This is a genomic window from Saliniradius amylolyticus (genome assembly GCF_003143555.1).
Classification (GTDB): domain Bacteria; phylum Pseudomonadota; class Gammaproteobacteria; order Enterobacterales; family Alteromonadaceae; genus Saliniradius; species Saliniradius amylolyticus.
On sequence record NZ_CP029347.1, the window covers coordinates 2,283,577 to 2,301,812 of the forward strand.

Annotated in this window: 16 protein-coding genes; all 16 read right to left on the reverse strand. The window is 52.6% G+C overall.

Going from position 1 to position 18,236, the window contains the following annotated elements; translation table 11 throughout:
• Positions 1-22: 22 nt before the first annotated feature.
• On the reverse strand, positions 23-3,487 hold the full coding sequence (dnaE, locus tag HMF8227_RS10645) for a DNA polymerase III subunit alpha (RefSeq protein WP_109340154.1): 3,465 nt from the start codon (positions 3,485-3,487) through the stop codon (positions 23-25).
• Positions 3,480-4,082 carry a ribonuclease HII gene (rnhB, locus tag HMF8227_RS10650; protein WP_109340155.1) on the reverse strand — a complete coding sequence of 201 codons (603 nt, stop codon included), beginning with the start codon at positions 4,080-4,082 and terminating at the stop codon, positions 3,480-3,482. Before rnhB ends, dnaE begins: the two co-directional genes overlap by 8 nt.
• Positions 4,079-5,224 (reverse strand): lipid-A-disaccharide synthase, encoded by a 1,146-nt coding sequence (lpxB, locus tag HMF8227_RS10655; RefSeq protein WP_109340156.1) that lies wholly within the window; start codon positions 5,222-5,224, stop codon positions 4,079-4,081. The genes rnhB and lpxB overlap by 4 nt, the downstream gene beginning before the upstream one ends.
• A 2-nt stretch (positions 5,225-5,226) precedes the next feature.
• The gene (gene lpxA, locus HMF8227_RS10660) at positions 5,227-5,997 is read right to left on the reverse strand and encodes an acyl-ACP--UDP-N-acetylglucosamine O-acyltransferase (protein ID WP_109340157.1); all 771 of its coding nucleotides are present in this window, start codon (positions 5,995-5,997) and stop codon (positions 5,227-5,229) included.
• Between the two features lie 3 nt (positions 5,998-6,000).
• Entirely contained in the window at positions 6,001-6,447 is a 447-nt protein-coding gene (gene fabZ, locus HMF8227_RS10665; protein WP_109340158.1) for a 3-hydroxyacyl-ACP dehydratase FabZ, read from the reverse strand.
• Between the two features lie 20 nt (positions 6,448-6,467).
• Positions 6,468-7,493, reverse strand: coding sequence for a UDP-3-O-(3-hydroxymyristoyl)glucosamine N-acyltransferase (lpxD, locus tag HMF8227_RS10670; protein ID WP_109340159.1), 1,026 nt, complete (start codon positions 7,491-7,493; stop codon positions 6,468-6,470).
• 9 nt (positions 7,494-7,502) lie between these two features.
• The gene (locus HMF8227_RS10675) at positions 7,503-8,021 is read right to left on the reverse strand and encodes an OmpH/Skp family outer membrane protein (protein WP_420820528.1); all 519 of its coding nucleotides are present in this window, start codon (positions 8,019-8,021) and stop codon (positions 7,503-7,505) included.
• Positions 8,022-8,049: 28 nt separating this feature from the next.
• Complete coding sequence (gene bamA, locus HMF8227_RS10680; RefSeq protein WP_109341086.1) at positions 8,050-10,524, reverse strand: outer membrane protein assembly factor BamA; 2,475 nt, start codon at positions 10,522-10,524, stop codon at positions 8,050-8,052.
• Between the two features lie 60 nt (positions 10,525-10,584).
• Entirely contained in the window at positions 10,585-11,931 is a 1,347-nt protein-coding gene (rseP, locus tag HMF8227_RS10685; protein ID WP_109340161.1) for a sigma E protease regulator RseP, read from the reverse strand.
• Between the two features lies 1 nt (position 11,932).
• Positions 11,933-13,120: a 1-deoxy-D-xylulose-5-phosphate reductoisomerase gene (gene ispC, locus HMF8227_RS10690; protein WP_109340162.1), complete on the reverse strand. Its 1,188-nt coding sequence runs from the start codon at positions 13,118-13,120 to the stop codon at positions 11,933-11,935.
• Complete coding sequence (locus HMF8227_RS10695; RefSeq protein ID WP_109340163.1) at positions 13,120-13,983, reverse strand: phosphatidate cytidylyltransferase; 864 nt, start codon at positions 13,981-13,983, stop codon at positions 13,120-13,122. Before HMF8227_RS10695 ends, ispC begins: the two co-directional genes overlap by 1 nt.
• A 15-nt stretch (positions 13,984-13,998) precedes the next feature.
• Positions 13,999-14,730 (reverse strand): polyprenyl diphosphate synthase, encoded by a 732-nt coding sequence (gene uppS, locus HMF8227_RS10700; RefSeq protein ID WP_109340164.1) that lies wholly within the window; start codon positions 14,728-14,730, stop codon positions 13,999-14,001.
• A 19-nt stretch (positions 14,731-14,749) separates the two neighbouring features.
• Positions 14,750-15,307, reverse strand: a complete 558-nt coding sequence (gene frr / locus HMF8227_RS10705) for a ribosome recycling factor (protein ID WP_109340165.1) — start codon at positions 15,305-15,307, stop codon at positions 14,750-14,752.
• 27 nt (positions 15,308-15,334) lie between these two features.
• On the reverse strand, positions 15,335-16,075 hold the full coding sequence (gene pyrH / locus HMF8227_RS10710; RefSeq protein WP_109340166.1) for a UMP kinase: 741 nt from the start codon (positions 16,073-16,075) through the stop codon (positions 15,335-15,337).
• Positions 16,076-16,337: 262 nt separating this feature from the next.
• Entirely contained in the window at positions 16,338-17,210 is an 873-nt protein-coding gene (gene tsf, locus HMF8227_RS10715) for a translation elongation factor Ts (protein WP_109340167.1), read from the reverse strand.
• A gap of 109 nt (positions 17,211-17,319) precedes the next feature.
• Complete coding sequence (rpsB, locus tag HMF8227_RS10720) at positions 17,320-18,051, reverse strand: 30S ribosomal protein S2 (protein WP_109340168.1); 732 nt, start codon at positions 18,049-18,051, stop codon at positions 17,320-17,322.
• Between the last annotated feature and the right edge of the window lie 185 nt (positions 18,052-18,236).

An 18,236-nucleotide genomic window follows, 5' to 3' on the forward strand; every position in this document is an offset into this window, starting at 1 on the left:
CGGCCCAATACCGGCGGTGGCGTCAGTCGTAGCTTAACGTCACCCGATGTTCACCTATGGATAGCTTCAGGTCGTGCAATAATTCATCCTGAGGGGTGACAAACCATTCCGTTCCGGCTGCCAGTGTTGCCTCGGCGTCCGGATGACGGAAATGAAAATGCACCGGACAACTGCCCCCTTTGTAGGGCGTCAGAATCTGCTGCAGTGCCGTCACCTGATTGTCCATTTTCTCGTGTTCCAGGCTCAGGATGATTGCTCTGGCGTTCTTTTCCCGCGCTTGCACGATGTCCTGTACGTCGCGGGCCGTCATTGTATTGCTATCAGAATAGTCATCAAAGCGGACCTGTCCAGATACTACCAAAATTCTGTCTTTTTGCAGCAGTTCCTCAAACTCTTCGAAGGCATCGGGGAAAAAGCGTACATCCAGACGGGCACTCTTATCATCCAGAGTCACTATCCCCCAACGACGCCCCTTCTTGTTGATCATCACCCGTACATCGATGACCAGCCCCACGGCCATGGCTTTACCGTCTTTGGGAGTGGGCTTCACATCCACCAGACGCCCCTGACAGAACTGGCTGATTTCCTTGCGGTATTGATTGATAGGATGACCGGTCAGATAAAGGCCCAGGGTATCTCGTTCACCGTCCAGCCAGACCTTCTCAGCCCAGGGCGGGACATCGGCAAAGGCCTGCTTGACCTCTTCGGGTTCACTGACCAGCAGACCAAACATATCGGTCTGACCATGAGACTCTGCCTTGGCGTGTTGATCCGCCGCCTTAATCGCCTCAGGCAAGGTGGCATGAATCGCGGCCCGGTGAGGGCCTAAATTATCCATGGCCCCGGCCAGTACCAACTTCTCCATCACGCGCTTGTTGATGCGTTTAAGATCGATACGGGCGCAAAAGTCGAACAAGTCGGCAAAAGGACCATCGGCCTGACGAGCACTGATGATGGCCTCAATAGGGCCCTCTCCCACGCCTTTCACCGCACCGATGCCGTAGACGATCTGACCGTCATCATTAACCGAGAACTTATACTGACCGGTGTTCACATCCGGTGGCAACACCGTCAGCCCCATCCGGTGGCATTCGTCTACCAGAGTTACAATCTTATCGGTATTGTCCATATCCGCCGACATGACCGCGGCCATAAACTCAGCAGGGTAGTGTGTCTTAAGCCACAGGGTCTGATACGACACCAAGGCATAGGCGGCGGAGTGGGACTTGTTGAACCCATAACCGGCAAATTTTTCCACCAGATCGAAGATCTTCATCGCCAGATCTGGATCGATGTTGTTATTCTTGGCCCCCTCCTCAAAGAAGGCGCGCTGCTTGGCCATTTCCTCAGGCTTTTTCTTACCCATGGCCCGACGTAACAAGTCGGCGCTCCCCAGGCTATACCCGGCCATCACCTGGGCGATTTGCATCACCTGCTCCTGATACAGGATGACGCCGTAGGTGGGCTTGAGAATCTCCTCTAAACACTCGTGTTGATAGTTAGGATCCGGATAGGAAATTTCCTCACGACCGTGCTTACGATCGATAAAATTATCCACCATGCCCGACTGTAAGGGACCCGGCCGGAACAGAGCCACTAGGGCGATAATATCTTCGAAGTTATCCGGCCGAAGTCGCTTGATGAGTTCCTTCATTCCGCGGGATTCCAGCTGGAACACGGCGGTAGTCTCGGCGTTTTGCAGCAACTTAAAGCTGGCTCGGTCGGCCAGCGGAATGGCTGTTATATCAATGGTTTCACCGCTACGCCCCTGGATCATATCGATGGCCCACTGAATAATCGTCAGGGTACGCAGGCCGAGGAAGTCAAATTTGACCAGCCCCGCGGTTTCCACATCGTTCTTGTCGAACTGGGTAACCGGATTTTTTCCTTCATCATCACAATACAGTGGTGAGAAATCGGTAATCTTGGTGGGCGAGATCACCACGCCTCCGGCGTGTTTACCGGCGTTCCGAGTGACCCCTTCGAGAATACGCGCCATGTCAATGAGCTCTTTCACATCTTCATCCTGCTCATAGACTTCGGGCAGACGTGGCTCCTCGTTGAAGGCTTTTTCGAGAGTCATTCCCGGATCGCCCGGGATTAATTTGGAGATCTTATCCACGAACCCATACGGGTGACCCATCACCCGGCCCACATCGCGGATGGCTGCCTTCGCCGCCATAGTGCCGAAGGTGATGATCTGGGACACCGCGTCCCGTCCGTACATCTCGGCCACGTGGTCGATGACTTCATCGCGGCGATCCATACAAAAGTCCACGTCGAAGTCCGGCATGGAGACCCGCTCGGGGTTTAAGAAGCGCTCGAACAGCAGGTCGAACTCCAGCGGATCCAGGTCGGTGATCTTAAGGGCATAAGCCACCAGGGAACCGGCGCCCGAGCCCCGCCCAGGCCCTACCGGAATACCGTTATCCTTACTCCACTGGATAAACTCCATAACGATCAGGAAGTAGCCGGGAAAGCCCATCTGATTGATAACATCCAGTTCCACCTTTAAGCGTTCGTCGTATGCAGGACGCTGCTTGGCTCGCTCTTCGGAGTCTGGGAATAGAAACTCTAACCGCTCTTGCAATCCCTCTTCAGACTTTTTCACCAAAAAGTCTTCGGTAGTCAGATCGCCCGTTGGAAACTGGGGCAGGAAGTACTTCCCTAAGGTCACGGTGACATTACAACGTTTGGCAATCTCCACCGTATTGTCGATGGCCTCAGGAATATCGCTGAAAAGCTCCACCATTTCCTCAGGTGTGCGCAAATATTGCTGCTCTGAGTAATTTTTCGGTCGGCGCTTATCATCCAAAGCATAACCATCGTGAATGGAGACCCGCACCTCGTGGGCATAGAACCCCTCACGATCGATAAAACATACCTCATTGGTGGCCACTACCGGCAGGCCAGCTTGTTGGGCGAGTGCCACCGCAGCATGCAAATAGTCTTCCTCACCGGGTCGACCGGTACGAATCAGCTCCAAATAAAAGCGTTCGGGAAAGTATTGCTGATAAAACGCAGTAAACTCATCAATCAGGCGTTGGTTGCCCTTTGCAAGCACCGCGCCCAAATCTCCTTCACGACCACCGGACAGCACGATAAGCCCGGCGTTCAATTCTGCCAGCCACTCACGGTCAATCACCGGATGGCCCTGAATATAACCACGTTGGTAAGCTCGGGAAATCAACAAAGTCAGATTCTGATAGCCGGTATTATCCATGGCGAGCAAGGTCAGGCGATAAAGCTGCTCCTCCATAGGCTCACTCTGAACCCAGAAGTCGGCTCCGATGATCGGCTTAATTCCCAGCGCATGGGCGTCTGAGTAAAAACGCACCAGTCCGCACAGATTAACCTGATCGGTGATGGCCACTGCCGGCATCTGTTCGTCTTTCACCCTTGCCAGAATCGGCTTAATCTTGTTCAGACCATCGACCATGGAAAAGTCGCTGTGAACGCGCAAATGCACAAAGTTGCTATCAGCCATTAGATACTCCGCGATGAGCTTCGAGCGCTTTTTGAACCGGTTTAAAACTCAGACGATGAAAAGGCGTTGGTCCCAACTCCGACAGGCTCTGAAGATGTTGCTTGGTGGGGTACCCCTTGTGCTGTGCAAAGCCATAGCCGGGATAGTCCTGCTCGAGTTGCTGCATTTCTCTGTCCCGCGTTACCTTAGCCAGAATCGAGGCGGCAGAGATGGCCGCTACCCGGCTGTCACCTTTGACCACCGCCTCACTGGAGTACGACCAGTTTGGGCAGCGGTTGCCATCCACTAACACGTGTTGCGGCTGGTGACTTAAGCCCTCAACAGCCCGCTCCATGGCCAGCATGGTAGCACTCAGGATATTCATCTGGTCGATTTCGGCGGGAGTCGCCCGGCCTACATTCCAACACAATGCCTGAGTCTGAATGATGTCGAACAATGCTTCTCGTCTTTTTTCTGACAAGGCCTTGGAGTCTGTCAGGCCCTCGATAGGTCTGTCCGGCTGCAGGATCACTGCCGCGGTGACCACGTCTCCCACCAGTGGACCGCGACCCACCTCATCCACACCGGCAATTAAGGCAGATACTGCTTGGCTCATGGGTTTTGAATCAGCTCCAGCACAGCCTGGGCAGCGCTCTCATCGGCGCCCAGACGAATCGATTGATGTAAATCGGTAAAGCGTTTGACCAGCTTTGGCGACCCACCTTTGAGTAAGGGGCGCAGGTTTTTGGCTATCATGGGTCCGGTCACGTCAGATTGCAGCAACTCAGGCACCAGTGATTCACGGGCCAGCAAGTTGGGCAGTGAGAAATACGGCAGCTTCACCAAATGCTTACCGATTTGGTACGTTAGCCAGTTAAACTTGTAGCAGACCACCATGGGTTTCTTGCATAACATGGCCTCCAGAGTCGCCGTACCGGAAGCCAGTAAAATCGCATCGGCGGCGGTCATTACCTCACGGGAGCGTCCATCCACGACGTGGATGTTCGTCACCGTAGGAAAGTCATCTAGCAAGCTCTGAATCTGTTCCCGACGAGCGTCATTAGCCGCCGGCATCACCACCTTCAATGCGGGGTAATCCTGATTAAGTTCAGCGATGGCATCCAGAAAGGGTGGTAACATGCGACTGACTTCGCCGCCACGGCTACCGGGCAAGATCGCCAGCACCTTATCCTTTGGCCCTAAGCCTAGCTGCTCCCTCGCGGCTAATGTATCTGGCTCCAGCGGAATCGCGTCGGCCAGAGTATGGCCCACAAAGCGACAAGGCACCTCATGCTTATCATAGAACGTCTTTTCAAACGGCAGCAGACTGAGAACCAGGTCTGTCGCCTTGGCGATTTTAACAATGCGTTTCTGGCGCCAGGCCCATACCGAGGGACTGACATACTGCACGGTCTTAATACCTGCCTGCTTGAGTTTTAACTCCAACCCCAGGTTAAAATCAGGTGCATCCACGCCAATAAAGACATCTGGCGGATTAGCGGTGAAATGAGTCACCAATGATTTTCGAATCGCCAGGAGTTCTTTGAGGTGCTTAGCCACCTCAAACAATCCCATTACCGACAGCTTTTCCATATCGAACAGGGAGCGACAGCCTTGGGCCTGCATCTGCGGGCCTCCAATGCCTTCAATAATCGCGTCAGGATAGCGCTGTTTTAGGTTCTTAAGCAGGCCCGCTCCAAGGATGTCACCTGAGGCTTCGCCGGCAACAATACCGATACGCAGAGGGGCAGCGGCCATGATCAGCGGATGATGCCGCGTTGGGACGCGGCCACGAACTCGGCTAACAGCGCCACTTCAGGCGTTTTCTTCGCCATGTCATTGAGCTGCTGTACCGCCTCGTCCTGACTCAGGCCTTGGCGGTATAAGACCTTGTAAGCCCGTCTGATGGCCATAATGGTATCTTTATTAAAGCCACGCCGACGCAACCCCTCAGAATTAATCCCATGGGGAGCCACTTTCTCACCACCGGCCATCACATAGGGCGGTAGGTCCTTAACCAGAATAGATCCAGCCCCACAAAAACTGTGGGAACCAATATGACAGAACTGATGCACGCCGCTCATGCCCCCGATGATCACCCAGTCGCCAATATGCACATGGCCGGCAATGGAACCATTATTGGCGATAATGTTGTTATCCCCCATGACCACATCGTGGGCGATATGGGCGTAGGCCATTAACAGATTATCGGAGCCTATCTTCGTCAGGCTATTGTCCTGAATGGTGCCCCGATGAACGGTGACACATTCGCGAATTACATTATTGTCACCGATTTCCAGACGGGTAGGCTCACCAGCGTATTTTTTGTCCTGGCAGTCTTCGCCCACAGAGGCAAACTGGTAAATATGGTTGCCGCGGCCCATCACTGTAGGACCTTTAACGACAACATGAGACTCAATAACGGTGTTATCTCCGATCACGACATCGGGACCGATCACTGAATAGGGACCGATGCTGACGTTTTGACCAATGCTGGCCTTAGGGTCAATAATGGCTGTTTGGTGAATCACCGTCTATCGTTTCCTCATTGCACACATAAATTCAGCGCTGCAGGCCTCTTCGCCATCGACACTGGCAATACCTTTAAACTTCCAGATATTGCGACGTTCCTTAATCAGAGATACATCCAGATCCATGCGATCCCCGGGGACCACCGGGCGCTTAAAGCGAGCATTATCGACACCAGCGTACAGGTAAAGATCATCGGAATTACCGACGGTCTTGAATCCGAGAACACCCGCCGCCTGTGCCAAGGCTTCCAGGATTAAGACACCAGGAAAAATTGGCTTATCCGGGAAGTGACCGGTAAAGCAAGGCTCATTAAAGCTGATGTTCTTATAGGCACTGATGGACTCACCCAGAGTATAGTCAGTCACTCGGTCCACCAGCAAAAAGGGGTAGCGGTGCGGCAGCAGCGCCATGATTTCTTCAATATCAATGGTGTTTAGTTGATTCGCCAACGAATTTCTCCTTGCCGGGCTTATTCACCCTTGGCTTGTTTCTCTAAGGTTTTAACACGCTGGCTTAGCTTGCCAAGATTGCGCAGGTTAGCGATCGACTTCCGCCACTCACGATTAGGCTGCACGGGCAATCCGGATGAATAAAGGCCAGGTTCGCTGATGCTCTTAGTGACCATACTCTTGCCGGTAAAGTGCACATTGTCACCAATTTCCAGATGGCCTGCGATACCGGTCTGCCCACCCATAGTACAGTTTGCGCCTATGGTGGTACTCCCGGCAATCACCGAACAACCGGCTATGGCTACATTGGCACCTAATTCGACGTTATGAGCGATCTGACATAGATTATCGATGATCACCCCATCGTGAATGATGGTATCGCCGAGCGCTCCCCGGTCAATGCAGCTATTTGCCCCAATTTCGACACGGTCACCGATGATGACCCGTCCTAACTGCGGGATCTTAATCCAGTTGCCGCGATCGTTCGCGTAACCAAAGCCATCCGAGCCAATCACGGCTCCCGACTGGAACAGACAATCCGCCCCAATCCGACAGCCGTGATAAAGCGTCACATTAGCCCACAGCTTGGTGCCCTCGCCGATGTGAACATCTTTGCCCACAAAACAATTCGGGCCGATCTGCACTCCGGCGGCTAACTGAGCACCGGACTCAACAACAGCGCCAGGGCCAATGCTCACCCCTTCGCCCAATACCACATCATCGGCGACCACGGCCTTCGAAGAGATATCCTTTGCAGCCACTGGCGTGGTGTCCATCAACTGGGCCGCTAACGCAAAGCCCACATAAGGGTTATCCATCACCAAGGCGCTACAGGGACACTCCGAAAGATGCTCAGCCTGCACTATGACGGCGCTTGCCTGCGTGTCACAAAGCTGGCTAGCATACTTACTATTCGCCAGAAAGGAAATCTGACCTTTCACGGCATCCTGTAAGGTTGCCAGAGACTCGACGGTTACACTTCCATCCCCGTGCACCTGCGCGCCAATATGCTCGGCCAACCGGGCCAGAGTATAGGATTCCATCAAGCGGTTCCGTTAATTGGCCTTGCTGACTTTGTCGATCACTTGCTTAGACAGGTCGTTACCCTCATCGCCCATGTAAGCGACGGCATTGGCATTGATGACCAAATCATAGTTTTCTTCTTCGGCGATGTTATTAATGGCCTGCTGAATCAGGCCCAGTAGCTTATCGCGCTCTTCCATCTGACGACGCTGGATATTCTGTTGCAGTGGTTTCGTCTTAGACTGGTAATCATCGCGCAACCCAACCAGCTTCTCCTGCAGCTCGGTTTTTTCCGCTTCGCTCATGGTGGCGGCGTCACGCTGTTGTTTTTCCAGGTAATACTTAATGTCTTTCTCAAGACGAGAGATCTCTTCAATCTGATCTTTAAACTCGGCGCGAATGTTTTCCTGAATAGCAGCTGCCTGTGGTAAAGACTGGAATACGCCTTGCACATTGATAATGCCGATTTTATCGGCTGCACTGGCCGCCGTACTCATCATGCCAGTACCTAACATCATCGCCGCAATAGCTGTTTTCTTCATTGTGTTCACTGTCTGTCTCCTGTGTAATTTTTAATTCTTAGAAAGTCTTACCAATATTAAACGAGAAGAACTTAGTCTCATCACCCGGCTCCTCGCTCATCGTCCGGGCAAAACTAAAGGTCATGGGTCCCATGGGAGAAATCCACTGAACCGAAAGTCCGTAGGAGGAACGGATCCGACCCGGGTCGGAATAATCCACCAGCTTATCCTGCTCGCTCTGCGCCAGCTCTGAGTATCGGTCAAGATCGAATTCAGTGTCCCACACATTACCTACGTCCACAAACAAACTGGTCCGCACTGAGTTGGAGTATTCTTCATCCAGGAATGGCGTGGGGAAAATCAGCTCGACACCGCCGGTGACCATCGCATTCCCGCCCACCGAACGCAATCTCCTGGCGATAGGATCCGCAATGGTGTCAGAGTCGGGCCCCAAGGCAATCTGGCTGCCGTCGGGTCCCGTCACCGTTGTTGGTTGGCGGTAGATGGGTCTTGGCCCCACGGTATTGTTCTCAAAACCGCGCAGGGTATCATTGCCCCCCGAACGGAAGTTCTCCCAGAACGGCAAGGTCTGGTCGTTACCGTTAACTTCGTCATAGCCATTACCATAGCCAGCTTCCAAGCGAGTCAATATGGACCACTTTTGCGCACGGTCGAGCGGGAAGTAGAACTTGGTATCCAACATGAACTTATAATAGTTAGCATCGGAGTTCGGCGTCGACACCTTTGTGGACAGACTCTGTGACGAGCCCGCCGTTGGGAAAACACCGCGGTTTAGCGTGCTGCGACGCCAGCCCAGAGACAATTCGAACGCATCAAATTGAATGCCCGCATCCGGGTTGTTGGGATCGGCAAAGGTATCGTAGAACGCCCGAATTTGTTCGTAAGTCTGTAGCTGAGAGATCTCGTTGGAGATATAGGTAATGCCATAGTTCAGGCGGTTATACTCGTTGACCGGATAGCCAAGATTGAGTCCAACCCCCCACCGTTTATTCTTATATTGAACCAGGTTAGCGCTACCGGCATCGAATTCGGAGAAAAAGACATTGCCGCCCAAACTGATACCGTCGATCGTAAAGTAGGGGTCAGTGTAAGACAGACTGGCACTCTTTTGATAAGACACACTGTTGAGATTGATTCCCACCTGTTTGCCAGTACCCAGGAAGTTGTTTTGCTGAATACCCGCCTGCAAGCTTAACTTGGTGCGGTCACCATAGCCGATACCGGCATTGAAGGAGCCCGATGGTTGTTCCTTAACTGAAAACTCCACATCAACCTGATCGTCTTCACCAGCCAAACGCACAGTTTCAAATTCCACTTCTTCCATATAAGTGAGTCGCGACAATCGAGACTTTGAGGCTTCCAGGGCTTGATTCGACAGGGCCGCGCCTTCCATCTGGCGTACCTCACGACGCAGCACTTCATCGGCGGTAACCTCATTGCCGGTGAAATTGATTCGGCGCACATAGATGCGTTTACCCGGGTCCACGGACATGGTCAACTTAACGGTTTTATCTTCATCGTTAACTTCGGGAATGGTGGTCACTTCGGGATAGGCATAACCATACCGGCCCAGGTACTTGCTGATAAATTCCTCGGTATAGGTAACCTCAGCCAGGTTATACATCGTGTCTGCCCGCAATGGCAGGATTCTCTCTATGGTGTCTTCATGTCCGAGCAAATCACCCACCAGCTCTACTTCTGAAACTCTATACTGGTCGCCTTCAGTCACATTAAGCGCAATGTAGACCCCGGACTTATCGGGCGTCATCGAAACCTGGGTTGAGTCCAGGTTGTACTTCAGATAGCCACGATCCATGTAGTAGCTTTTCAGGGTTTCCATATCGCCGGTCAGTTTCTGTTTCTGATAACGGGTTTCGGACATGAAATCCCACCAGGGCGTATCAAATTGCAGCTCTATCTGACCGAGGAGCTCCTCATCACTGAAGGTCTTGTTGCCAACGATGTTGATCTGCTTAATTTCGGCGGCATCGCCTTCTTCAAAAACCAGCTTTAAGTCTACTCGGTTGCGAGGAAGAGGTGTGACCATAGCAGTCACATCGGCGTTGTATTTACCGATACTGTAGTAAAAATCTTGCAGACCGGTTTCGATGGACGTCAGTACCGTCTTATCAAGAGGCTCCCCGACCCGCACATCACTATCATCAAGACTCTGATTCAGCTGTTCGTCCTTGATGTCATCATTGCCATCGAAGGTGATATTACTGATGGTGGGTCGCTCCCGAACTTCCACAATCAGAGTATTGCCATCCCTTAACACCCGGATGCGCTCGAAATGACTTGAGTCATATAGCGAGCGTATCATTTGAGAGATTCGAAAGTCGTTTAAACGATCCCCCACCTGAACCGGTAGATGGGTCAATGCAGCCCCTAGGGCGACACGCTGCAAGCCCTGGACACGAATATCTTCGACGACAAATTCACTGGAGTTATCAGATGCCAACACGGCGCCGGAAAATAAGATCCCGGCGGCAATAACCTGTTTCAACTTCATGTAATTCTTATCTTCCAAACTACGGGGTGCGCTCAGTAGCGTCACCATGTATTAACCGCTTTATAAACGCGCGATATCGTTCACGATGGCCACTGTCATCAAAATCATCAACAGCGCTGCACCAATTCGAAAACCTACTTCCTGCACCGATTCGGGCACAGGACGTCCCGTTAAAAGCTCAATAAAATAATAAAGGAGGTGTCCACCATCAAGTACCGGTAATGGCAATAGATTGATGACCCCCAGATTGACGCTGATCAGCGCCAAAAAACTTAAAAAGTAAACCAGCCCGTAACCAGCACTGGCTCCGGCCCCCTGAGCGATGGAAATCGGCCCGCTGAGATTATTTACCGATACATCACCGGTAATCAGCTTGCCGATCATCTCTACACTCAGAGCCATTAATCGCCAAGTTTTGTCTGCTCCCTGCCCTAATGCTGTCAGCAAGCCGTATTCCTTGGTAAAGCGATAGGCCTCTGGCCACGGCTCGGAAACGGGCACAATACCAAGATATCCTTGGCTTGTCTCGCCCCGCAAACCAATCTCCAGTGTGAGCGCCCGACGTTGGCCATCACGCAAAACGTCTATCGTTATGGTCTCCCCCGGATGCTCGGCGATAAAACTCACTATTTGTCCCCAATCCTCGGCCTGAGTTCCATCTAAGCCTAAGATTTTATCGCCTTTTTGCAGCCCGCCGGACTTGGCGGGTGAATCATCGGCCACCCAGGCGATCTCGGTGGTTGGTGCAGGCCGGTACGGTGTCAGCCCCAAACTCGATAAGGCCGATTCGGCATCAGGGTTAAACTGCCATTGCTGAATATCCAATGTCAGATTCCGCTCAGCGGTGGTCTCGGGAAGGCGCACCCGCAAAGGCAGTTCCGCGTCACCGATATGCGCCACCAGCTCGAGATTAACGTCCTGCCAGTCTAAAGTCCTCTCACCGCCTATCTGGACGATCTCCATGCCTGGTTCTAACTGAGCTTCGGCGGCGATAGACTGTGGCTGCACCTGCCCAATAACGGGCTTAACAGTGTCGACGCCAATTAAAAACATCAGCCACAGGGCCGCCACCGCAAACACAAAATTGACTGCAGGTCCTGCGCCGACGATAGCAATGCGCTGCCAGACCGGCTTACGATTAAAAGCATAGGGGGAGTCAGACGGAGGGACGTCTTCGACCCGCTCATCCAGCATTTTAACGTAACCGCCCAGAGGAATGGCGGCCACCACGTATTCCGTACCCTTGTTGTCGAAGGTGCGCCAAAGTGGCTTACCAAAGCCAATGGAGAAACGCTGAACCTTGACGCCGCACAACCGGGCCACCACGAAGTGTCCCCATTCATGCACCGCCACCAAAATACCGAGGGCCAGAATGAAAAACACCAGGCTCCATAGAAAACCAAACATATCAGGCCTGCTCCAAAGATTCTAAATACTGCTGTGCCAACTGCCGGCACTCGCGGTCCCAGGCTATGATGTCGTCGATAGCGTAAAGTTCCTGTGGCTGGATGGATTCCAACACCCGCCGATTTAACAGTGCAATAGTGGTAAAGCCGATACGTCGCTGCAAGAAACCTTCTACAGCTACTTCATTGGCTGCGTTTAACGCCGTGGTCGCACTCTGTCCGGCGCAACAGGCATCAATAGCCAACATCAGATTAGGGTAACGTTGCGTATCCGGGGTGGTAAAACTGAAATCCGTCAATGCGGCGAAATTCAGTGGCTCGACTCCGGCCTGAATTCGCTCCGGATAGGCCAGGCAGTGAGCAATAGGCGTACGCATATCTGGCTGCCCCATCTGAGCAATCACCGAGCCGTCCCGGTATTGCACCATGGAATGAATCACGCTTTGCGGGTGAAGCACCACCTGAATCTGTTCAGGCTCCAGCCCAAACAACCAACAGGCTTCGATAAACTCCAGCCCCTTGTTCATCATGGTGGCCGAGTCCACCGATATCTTTCGGCCCATGCTCCAGTTCGGATGGGCACAGGCCTGCTCTGGCGTCACGGCTTCAAGAGCTTCTACAGGTGTGGTTAAAAACGGTCCCCCTGAGCCGGTCAGAAGAATACGCTCGATGCCGCTTGTCTCGGGTTGACCATACTGAAACTGCTCAGGCAGGCATTGAAAGATGGCATTGTGCTCACTGTCCACGGGCAGCAACTCAGCACCGGATTGATTAACGGCGTCGATAAATAACTGCCCCGACATCACCAGGGCTTCCTTATTCGCCAACAGTACCCGCTTGCCGGCCTGCACTGCCGAGAGAGTCGGCCTCAAGCCTGCTGCGCCCACTATGGCGGCCATCACCGTAGTTACCCGGCTGTCAGAGCTGACCTCCATCAGGGCCTGCTCTCCGGCCAGAATTTCGGCCGTCACCCCTAGCGCTCTCGCCTTTTCCTGGACCTCGGCGTAATTGGATTTATCAGCCACCACCAGATATTCCGGCCGATGTTGACGCGCCAGTTCCACCAGCGCATCGATATTCTTGTGGGCCGTCAGCGCAAAAACGCGAAAGCGGTCAGGGTGCCGTGCGATCACATCCAGTGTGCTGAGGCCAATGGAGCCAGTCGCCCCCAGCAGAGTAATGGTTTGCATCAGGTCATCCAGAGCACATAGCAGAAGGTGAATACCGGGAAGGCTGCGGTTAGGCTGTCGATACGATCCAGGATGCCACCATGGCCCGGCAGCAAGGTACCGCTGTCTTTACAGCCCACACAACGTTTAAACATGCTTTCGTTAAGGTCGCCCAAGGCAGAAACGCCGACAGTAATACCGCCAATAAGCAGGTGATGCCAGATCATGGTTTCATTGACCTGATAATGCAGCGCTGCAAAACCGATGATGGCCGATGATGCTGCTATGCCGCCGAACAACCCCTCCAGTGTCTTACCCGGTGATACATTCGGTCTTAGCTTATGGCGGCCGAACTTGATGCCAACAAAGAACGCACCGATATCCGCGGCCCAGACGATACCTAACACATAAAAGATCAGTGAAGCGCCATAGAGATCATCGATGTCATACAAGCGCCCCCGCAGAACCACAATCGCCACCCACGTTGGCACCAGAGTCAGAAGACCAAACAGTCCCCGCATCAATCGGCCGTTGCGCCAGAAAGCGGTATATTTGGGATACGCGAGGATCATTAACAGGGAGATAGCCCACCACAGGGTCGCCACCGCCAATACCCAGAAATACAAGGGTGCGATAGCCCCCTGTTTCCATATCAGAGCAATGGGAACCAGGTAGGCCAAAACGCCGCAAATGCCCAGCGTTAGCAAGGTATAGAAGGCTTTTTGAATACGGGACTGCAGCCCCATTAAGTTCGCCCACTCCCAGGCACCTAAGCCTACGATGGCGCCTATGGTTAGCTGGAACCCCATCTGAGGTAAAAACAAGATGGCAACTAATGCCAAGGGCGCCAGAATCAGGGCAGTAATAATTCGTTGCTTTAACACAATTCGGTCCTTGGCCTAATCTTCTAATTGTTCTGAGGTCAAACCGAAGCGTCGCTGACGGGCCGCGTAGTCAGCCAAGGCCAGTTCAAACTCCTGTTCGTTGAAGTCCGGCCATAGCGCAGGGGTGAAGTAGAGCTCGGCATACGCCAGTTGCCACAACAGAAAGTTGCTAACCCGGCTCTCACCACCTGTGCGGATCAATAAATCCAGTTCTGGCAACTGAGCCAGACAGGTTTCTTGCTGAAACCGCGCTTCATCAATCTGCTCTGGCTTCAGTTTCCCGGCGGCAACGGCCAGAGCCAACTGTCTGGCCGCCCGCGTAATCTCCCAGCGACCACCATAATTTGCCGCGATATTTAAGGTCAGCGCACGATTGTCAGCGGTCAGCGCCTCCGAATCACGGATACGCCCGACCAAATCGTCATCGAAGCGACTTAAGTCACCGATAACCCGAAGACGGACATCATTCTTATGCAGCTTTTTGACCTCACTTTTGAGCACCATTTTAAACAGCTGCATCAAGCCGCCCACTTCTTCGTCGGGCCGTTGCCAATTCTCGCTGCTAAACGCAAATAAAGTGAGCGCTTCAATGCCGGACTGCCGAGCCACCCGCACGGCGGCACGCACAGATTCAACACCGGCTTTATGACCAAAACTGCGAATTTTACCGCGCTGTCTGGCCCAGCGGCCATTACCATCCATGATAATAGCCACATGGCGAGGCATTTGTTCGTTGGGGGAAGTCATTATGATCCTTTTGTCAGGCTCAGACTTCCATTAACTCGGCTTCTTTATCCGACAGATGCTCATCAATGGATTTAATGGTGGCATCGGTAATTTTCTGGATATCCTCTTCAGCGCGATGGGCATCATCTTCACTGATCTCTTTGTCTTTCATCAGTTCTTTGATGTCGCTGTTGGCATCGCGACGCACGTTACGCACGGCCACACGAGCTTGCTCTGCCTCAGCACGAACCACTTTGATAAGGTCTTTACGACGCTCTTCGGTCAGGGCTGGCATGGGGATACGAATAACGGTGCCGGCACTCATGGGGTTGAGGCCCAAATCCGATTGCATGATGGCCTTTTCCACGGCCTGAGTGGTACTTTTATCGAACACGGTCAGCGCCAGAGTGCGGGAATCTTCGGCAACAATGTTCGCCAACTGATTGAGCGGCGTCTCCGCACCGTAATATTCCACCGTAATGCTGTCCAGTAAGCTAGGGTGAGCCCGGCCCGTACGCACTTTACTCATCTGGCTTTTCAGAGCCGAGATAGACTTCTGCATACGTTCTTTGGCGTCGGCTTTAATCTCGTCAATCATGGTTGTCTTCCTGTTGTAATTCTAAAATTAGTTTAAGTTCTCAGGGTGATCGATCAGGGTGCCTTCGTCTTCACCCATCACTACCGCTTTCAGTGCACCAGGCTTGTTCATGTTAAAGACCCGAACGGGCAAGTGATGATCCCGGGCCAGGGTAAAGGCCGCCAGATCCATCACTTTTAATTCTTTTTCCAGTACTTCCTGATAGCTCAAAGTCTTGTACATTGTGGCATTGTCGTTTTGATTCGGGTCACTGTCATAAACCCCATCGACTTTGGTGCCTTTCAAAACCGCATCGGCTTCAATTTCAATGCCTCTGAGGCAGGCCGCGGAGTCTGTTGTAAAGAAAGGGTTGCCGGTACCCGCTGAGAAGATCACCACACGGCCGGACTTTAGCAAGCTGATTGCCTCGGCCCAGTTATAGGCATCACACACTCCGTTTAAAGGAATCGCCGACATCAGCCGCGCATTCACAAAAGCACGATGCAAGGCATCGCGAAACGCCAGGCCATTCATTACCGTGGCCAGCATTCCCATATGATCGCCTACGACACGGTTCATGCCAGCTTCAGCCAGGCCCTGGCCACGGAACAGGTTACCTCCCCCAATCACCAGCCCCACCTGAACACCGGACTCGACAATTTCTTTAATTTCCTGAGCCATACGGTCCAGAACTTTGGGGTCGATACCAAAGCCCTCATCGCCCATCAGGGCCTCACCACTAAGTTTCAACAGAATGCGTCGGTAGGCGGATTTCGGAGTCATGCTCATAGATTGATTCTTCCTATAACACGTTAACGGTGGCTGGTGTTGCGCATTGGGGTCTTAGTCCCATCCGAAGCAGGCCCCTGGTTAACGCCTTGGCTGTTATCCCAGGCAGGTAATAAGCGATTACCTTAACGATACCGGCCGTAGCCGCTCACAAGCTCTAGCTTATTGATCGTACCGCTTCACTTATTAAAAAAAAGCACCTCTTATGAGGTGCTTGGTAGTTTATATGACATTGCCTTATGGCAAAAGTCAGCCAACCGATTTATTTCTTGGCGGCTTCCATTTGCGCCTGAACTTCGGCGGCAAAGTCTTCGTCTTTCTTCTCCATGCCTTCACCCACTTCATAGCGGATAAAGTTTTCAACGTCTGCGTCTTTCGACTTCAGCAGCTCGCCTACACTCATGGAAGGGTCCTTAACGAAAGGCTGACCCGTCAGGCTGATTTCACCGGTGAATTTCTTCATGCGGCCGGCTACCATTTTCTCAGCGATCTCCGCCGGCTTGCCGCTTTGCATGGCGATGTCGATCTGGATGGCCTTCTCTTTCTCAACCACTTCAGCCGGTACCTGCTCGGGCTTAACAAACTGAGGCTGCGACGCGGCTACGTGCATGGCAACATCTTTTGCCAGCTCGTCGTCACCACCTTTCAGTACCGTCAATACACCGATGCGAGAACCGTGAGTGTAGGCACCCAGGTTGTCACCTTCGACAATGGTGAAGCGACGCACAGAAATGTTCTCACCGATCTTGGCGATCAACTCTTCGCGGGTTTTCTCAACGGTGCTACCGTTCAGTTCCAACGCGTTCAGAGCCTCAACATCGGCAGGCTTCTGGCTCATCACCAGTTCTACAATTTGATCACCAAACTTCAGGAAACTGTCATCACGTGCCACGAAGTCAGTTTCACAGTTCAGCTCAACCATTACCGCCTGACCACCTTCAACCTTGGTCAGAATCACGCCTTCGGCGGTGATACGACCAGACTTTTTAGCGGCTTTGGCTTGGCCAGACTTACGCATGTTCTCAATGGCCTGATCGATGTCACCATTGGTTTCTACCAAGGCTTTTTTACAATCCAGCATGCCAGCGCCAGTGCGCTCACGCAGTTCTTTAACTAGGGCTGCAGTCACTGCCATTTTCAATTCCTCAATCGATAAATTCTTTGAATACAGGGGCGTAGTACGCCCCTGATAGAGTCTTATCACAGCAGCAATACCACACTGCTGTTACAGATGAATGACGTTATCAGTCAGCGGCTTCAACGAAGTCGTCGTGTTCAGCCTGAGCTTCCAGGTTTTGCTCGCTGCCTTCGCTAACTGCGGTAGCGGCGGCATCCAGGTACAGCTGAACGGCACGGATGGCGTCGTCGTTGCCCGGAATCACGTAGTCCACGCCGTCTGGGTCAGAGTTAGTATCAACCACAGACACAACCGGGATACCCAGGTTACGCGCTTCTTTGATGGCATTGTGCTCGTGCTCGGCGTCGATCACGAACAATACATCAGGCAGACCGCCCATGTTCTTGATACCACCCAGGCTGGACTCCAGCTTTTCCATTTCACGAGTCAGCATCAGGGCTTCTTTCTTGGTCAACTTGTCAAAGGTACCGTCCTGAGACTGTTGCTCCAGATCCTTCAGACGCTTGATGGACTGACGAACGGTTTTCCAGTTGGTCAGCATGCCGCCCAACCAACGCTTGTTCACATAGTATTGGTCGCAACGCTGAGCTGCTTCTTTCACCGCATCGCCTGCAGCACGCTTAGTGCCCACAAACAGAATTTTACCTTTCTTCGCCGCAACGCCTGACAGATAGTTCAACGCATCGTTGAACATAGGCACGGTTTTTTCCAGGTTGATGATATGAACCTTGTTACGAGCACCGAAAATGAAAGGCTTCATCTTCGGATTCCAGTAGCGGGTTTGGTGACCGAAATGCACGCCGGCTTGCAGCATGTCACGCATAGATACATTTGCCATTATATTGTCCTCAATCGGGGTTAGGCCTCCATACATCCCATGACTCGATCCGCCCTCGCGAACACCCCGAATCATGTGTCGATGTATGTGTGTTATTGATTCAATGTTATGTCGCTACTGTCCCAAGAAAATCCTCAAGCACAGAAGCGGGGCGCTTTATACCACAAAACTCCCCACCAATACAA

What these genes read in the sequence shown, in the direction of transcription:
- rpsB (WP_109340168.1), bottom strand. Translation starts at nt 18,051, where the DNA reads ATGGCAAATGTATCTATGCGTGACATGCTGCAAGCCGGCGTGCATTTC.
- uppS (WP_109340164.1), bottom strand. Translation starts at nt 14,730, where the DNA reads ATGACTTCCCCCAACGAACAAATGCCTCGCCATGTGGCTATTATCATG.
- frr (WP_109340165.1), bottom strand. Translation starts at nt 15,307, where the DNA reads ATGATTGACGAGATTAAAGCCGACGCCAAAGAACGTATGCAGAAGTCT.
- ispC (WP_109340162.1), bottom strand. Translation starts at nt 13,120, where the DNA reads ATGCAAACCATTACTCTGCTGGGGGCGACTGGCTCCATTGGCCTCAGC.
- pyrH (WP_109340166.1), bottom strand. Translation starts at nt 16,075, where the DNA reads ATGAGCATGACTCCGAAATCCGCCTACCGACGCATTCTGTTGAAACTT.
- dnaE (WP_109340154.1), bottom strand. Translation starts at nt 3,487, where the DNA reads ATGGCTGATAGCAACTTTGTGCATTTGCGCGTTCACAGCGACTTTTCC.
- lpxB (WP_109340156.1), bottom strand. Translation starts at nt 5,224, where the DNA reads ATGGCCGCTGCCCCTCTGCGTATCGGTATTGTTGCCGGCGAAGCCTCA.
- rnhB (WP_109340155.1), bottom strand. Translation starts at nt 4,082, where the DNA reads ATGAGCCAAGCAGTATCTGCCTTAATTGCCGGTGTGGATGAGGTGGGT.
- bamA (WP_109341086.1), bottom strand. Translation starts at nt 10,524, where the DNA reads ATGAAGTTGAAACAGGTTATTGCCGCCGGGATCTTATTTTCCGGCGCC.
- tsf (WP_109340167.1), bottom strand. Translation starts at nt 17,210, where the DNA reads ATGGCAGTGACTGCAGCCCTAGTTAAAGAACTGCGTGAGCGCACTGGC.
- rseP (WP_109340161.1), bottom strand. Translation starts at nt 11,931, where the DNA reads ATGTTTGGTTTTCTATGGAGCCTGGTGTTTTTCATTCTGGCCCTCGGT.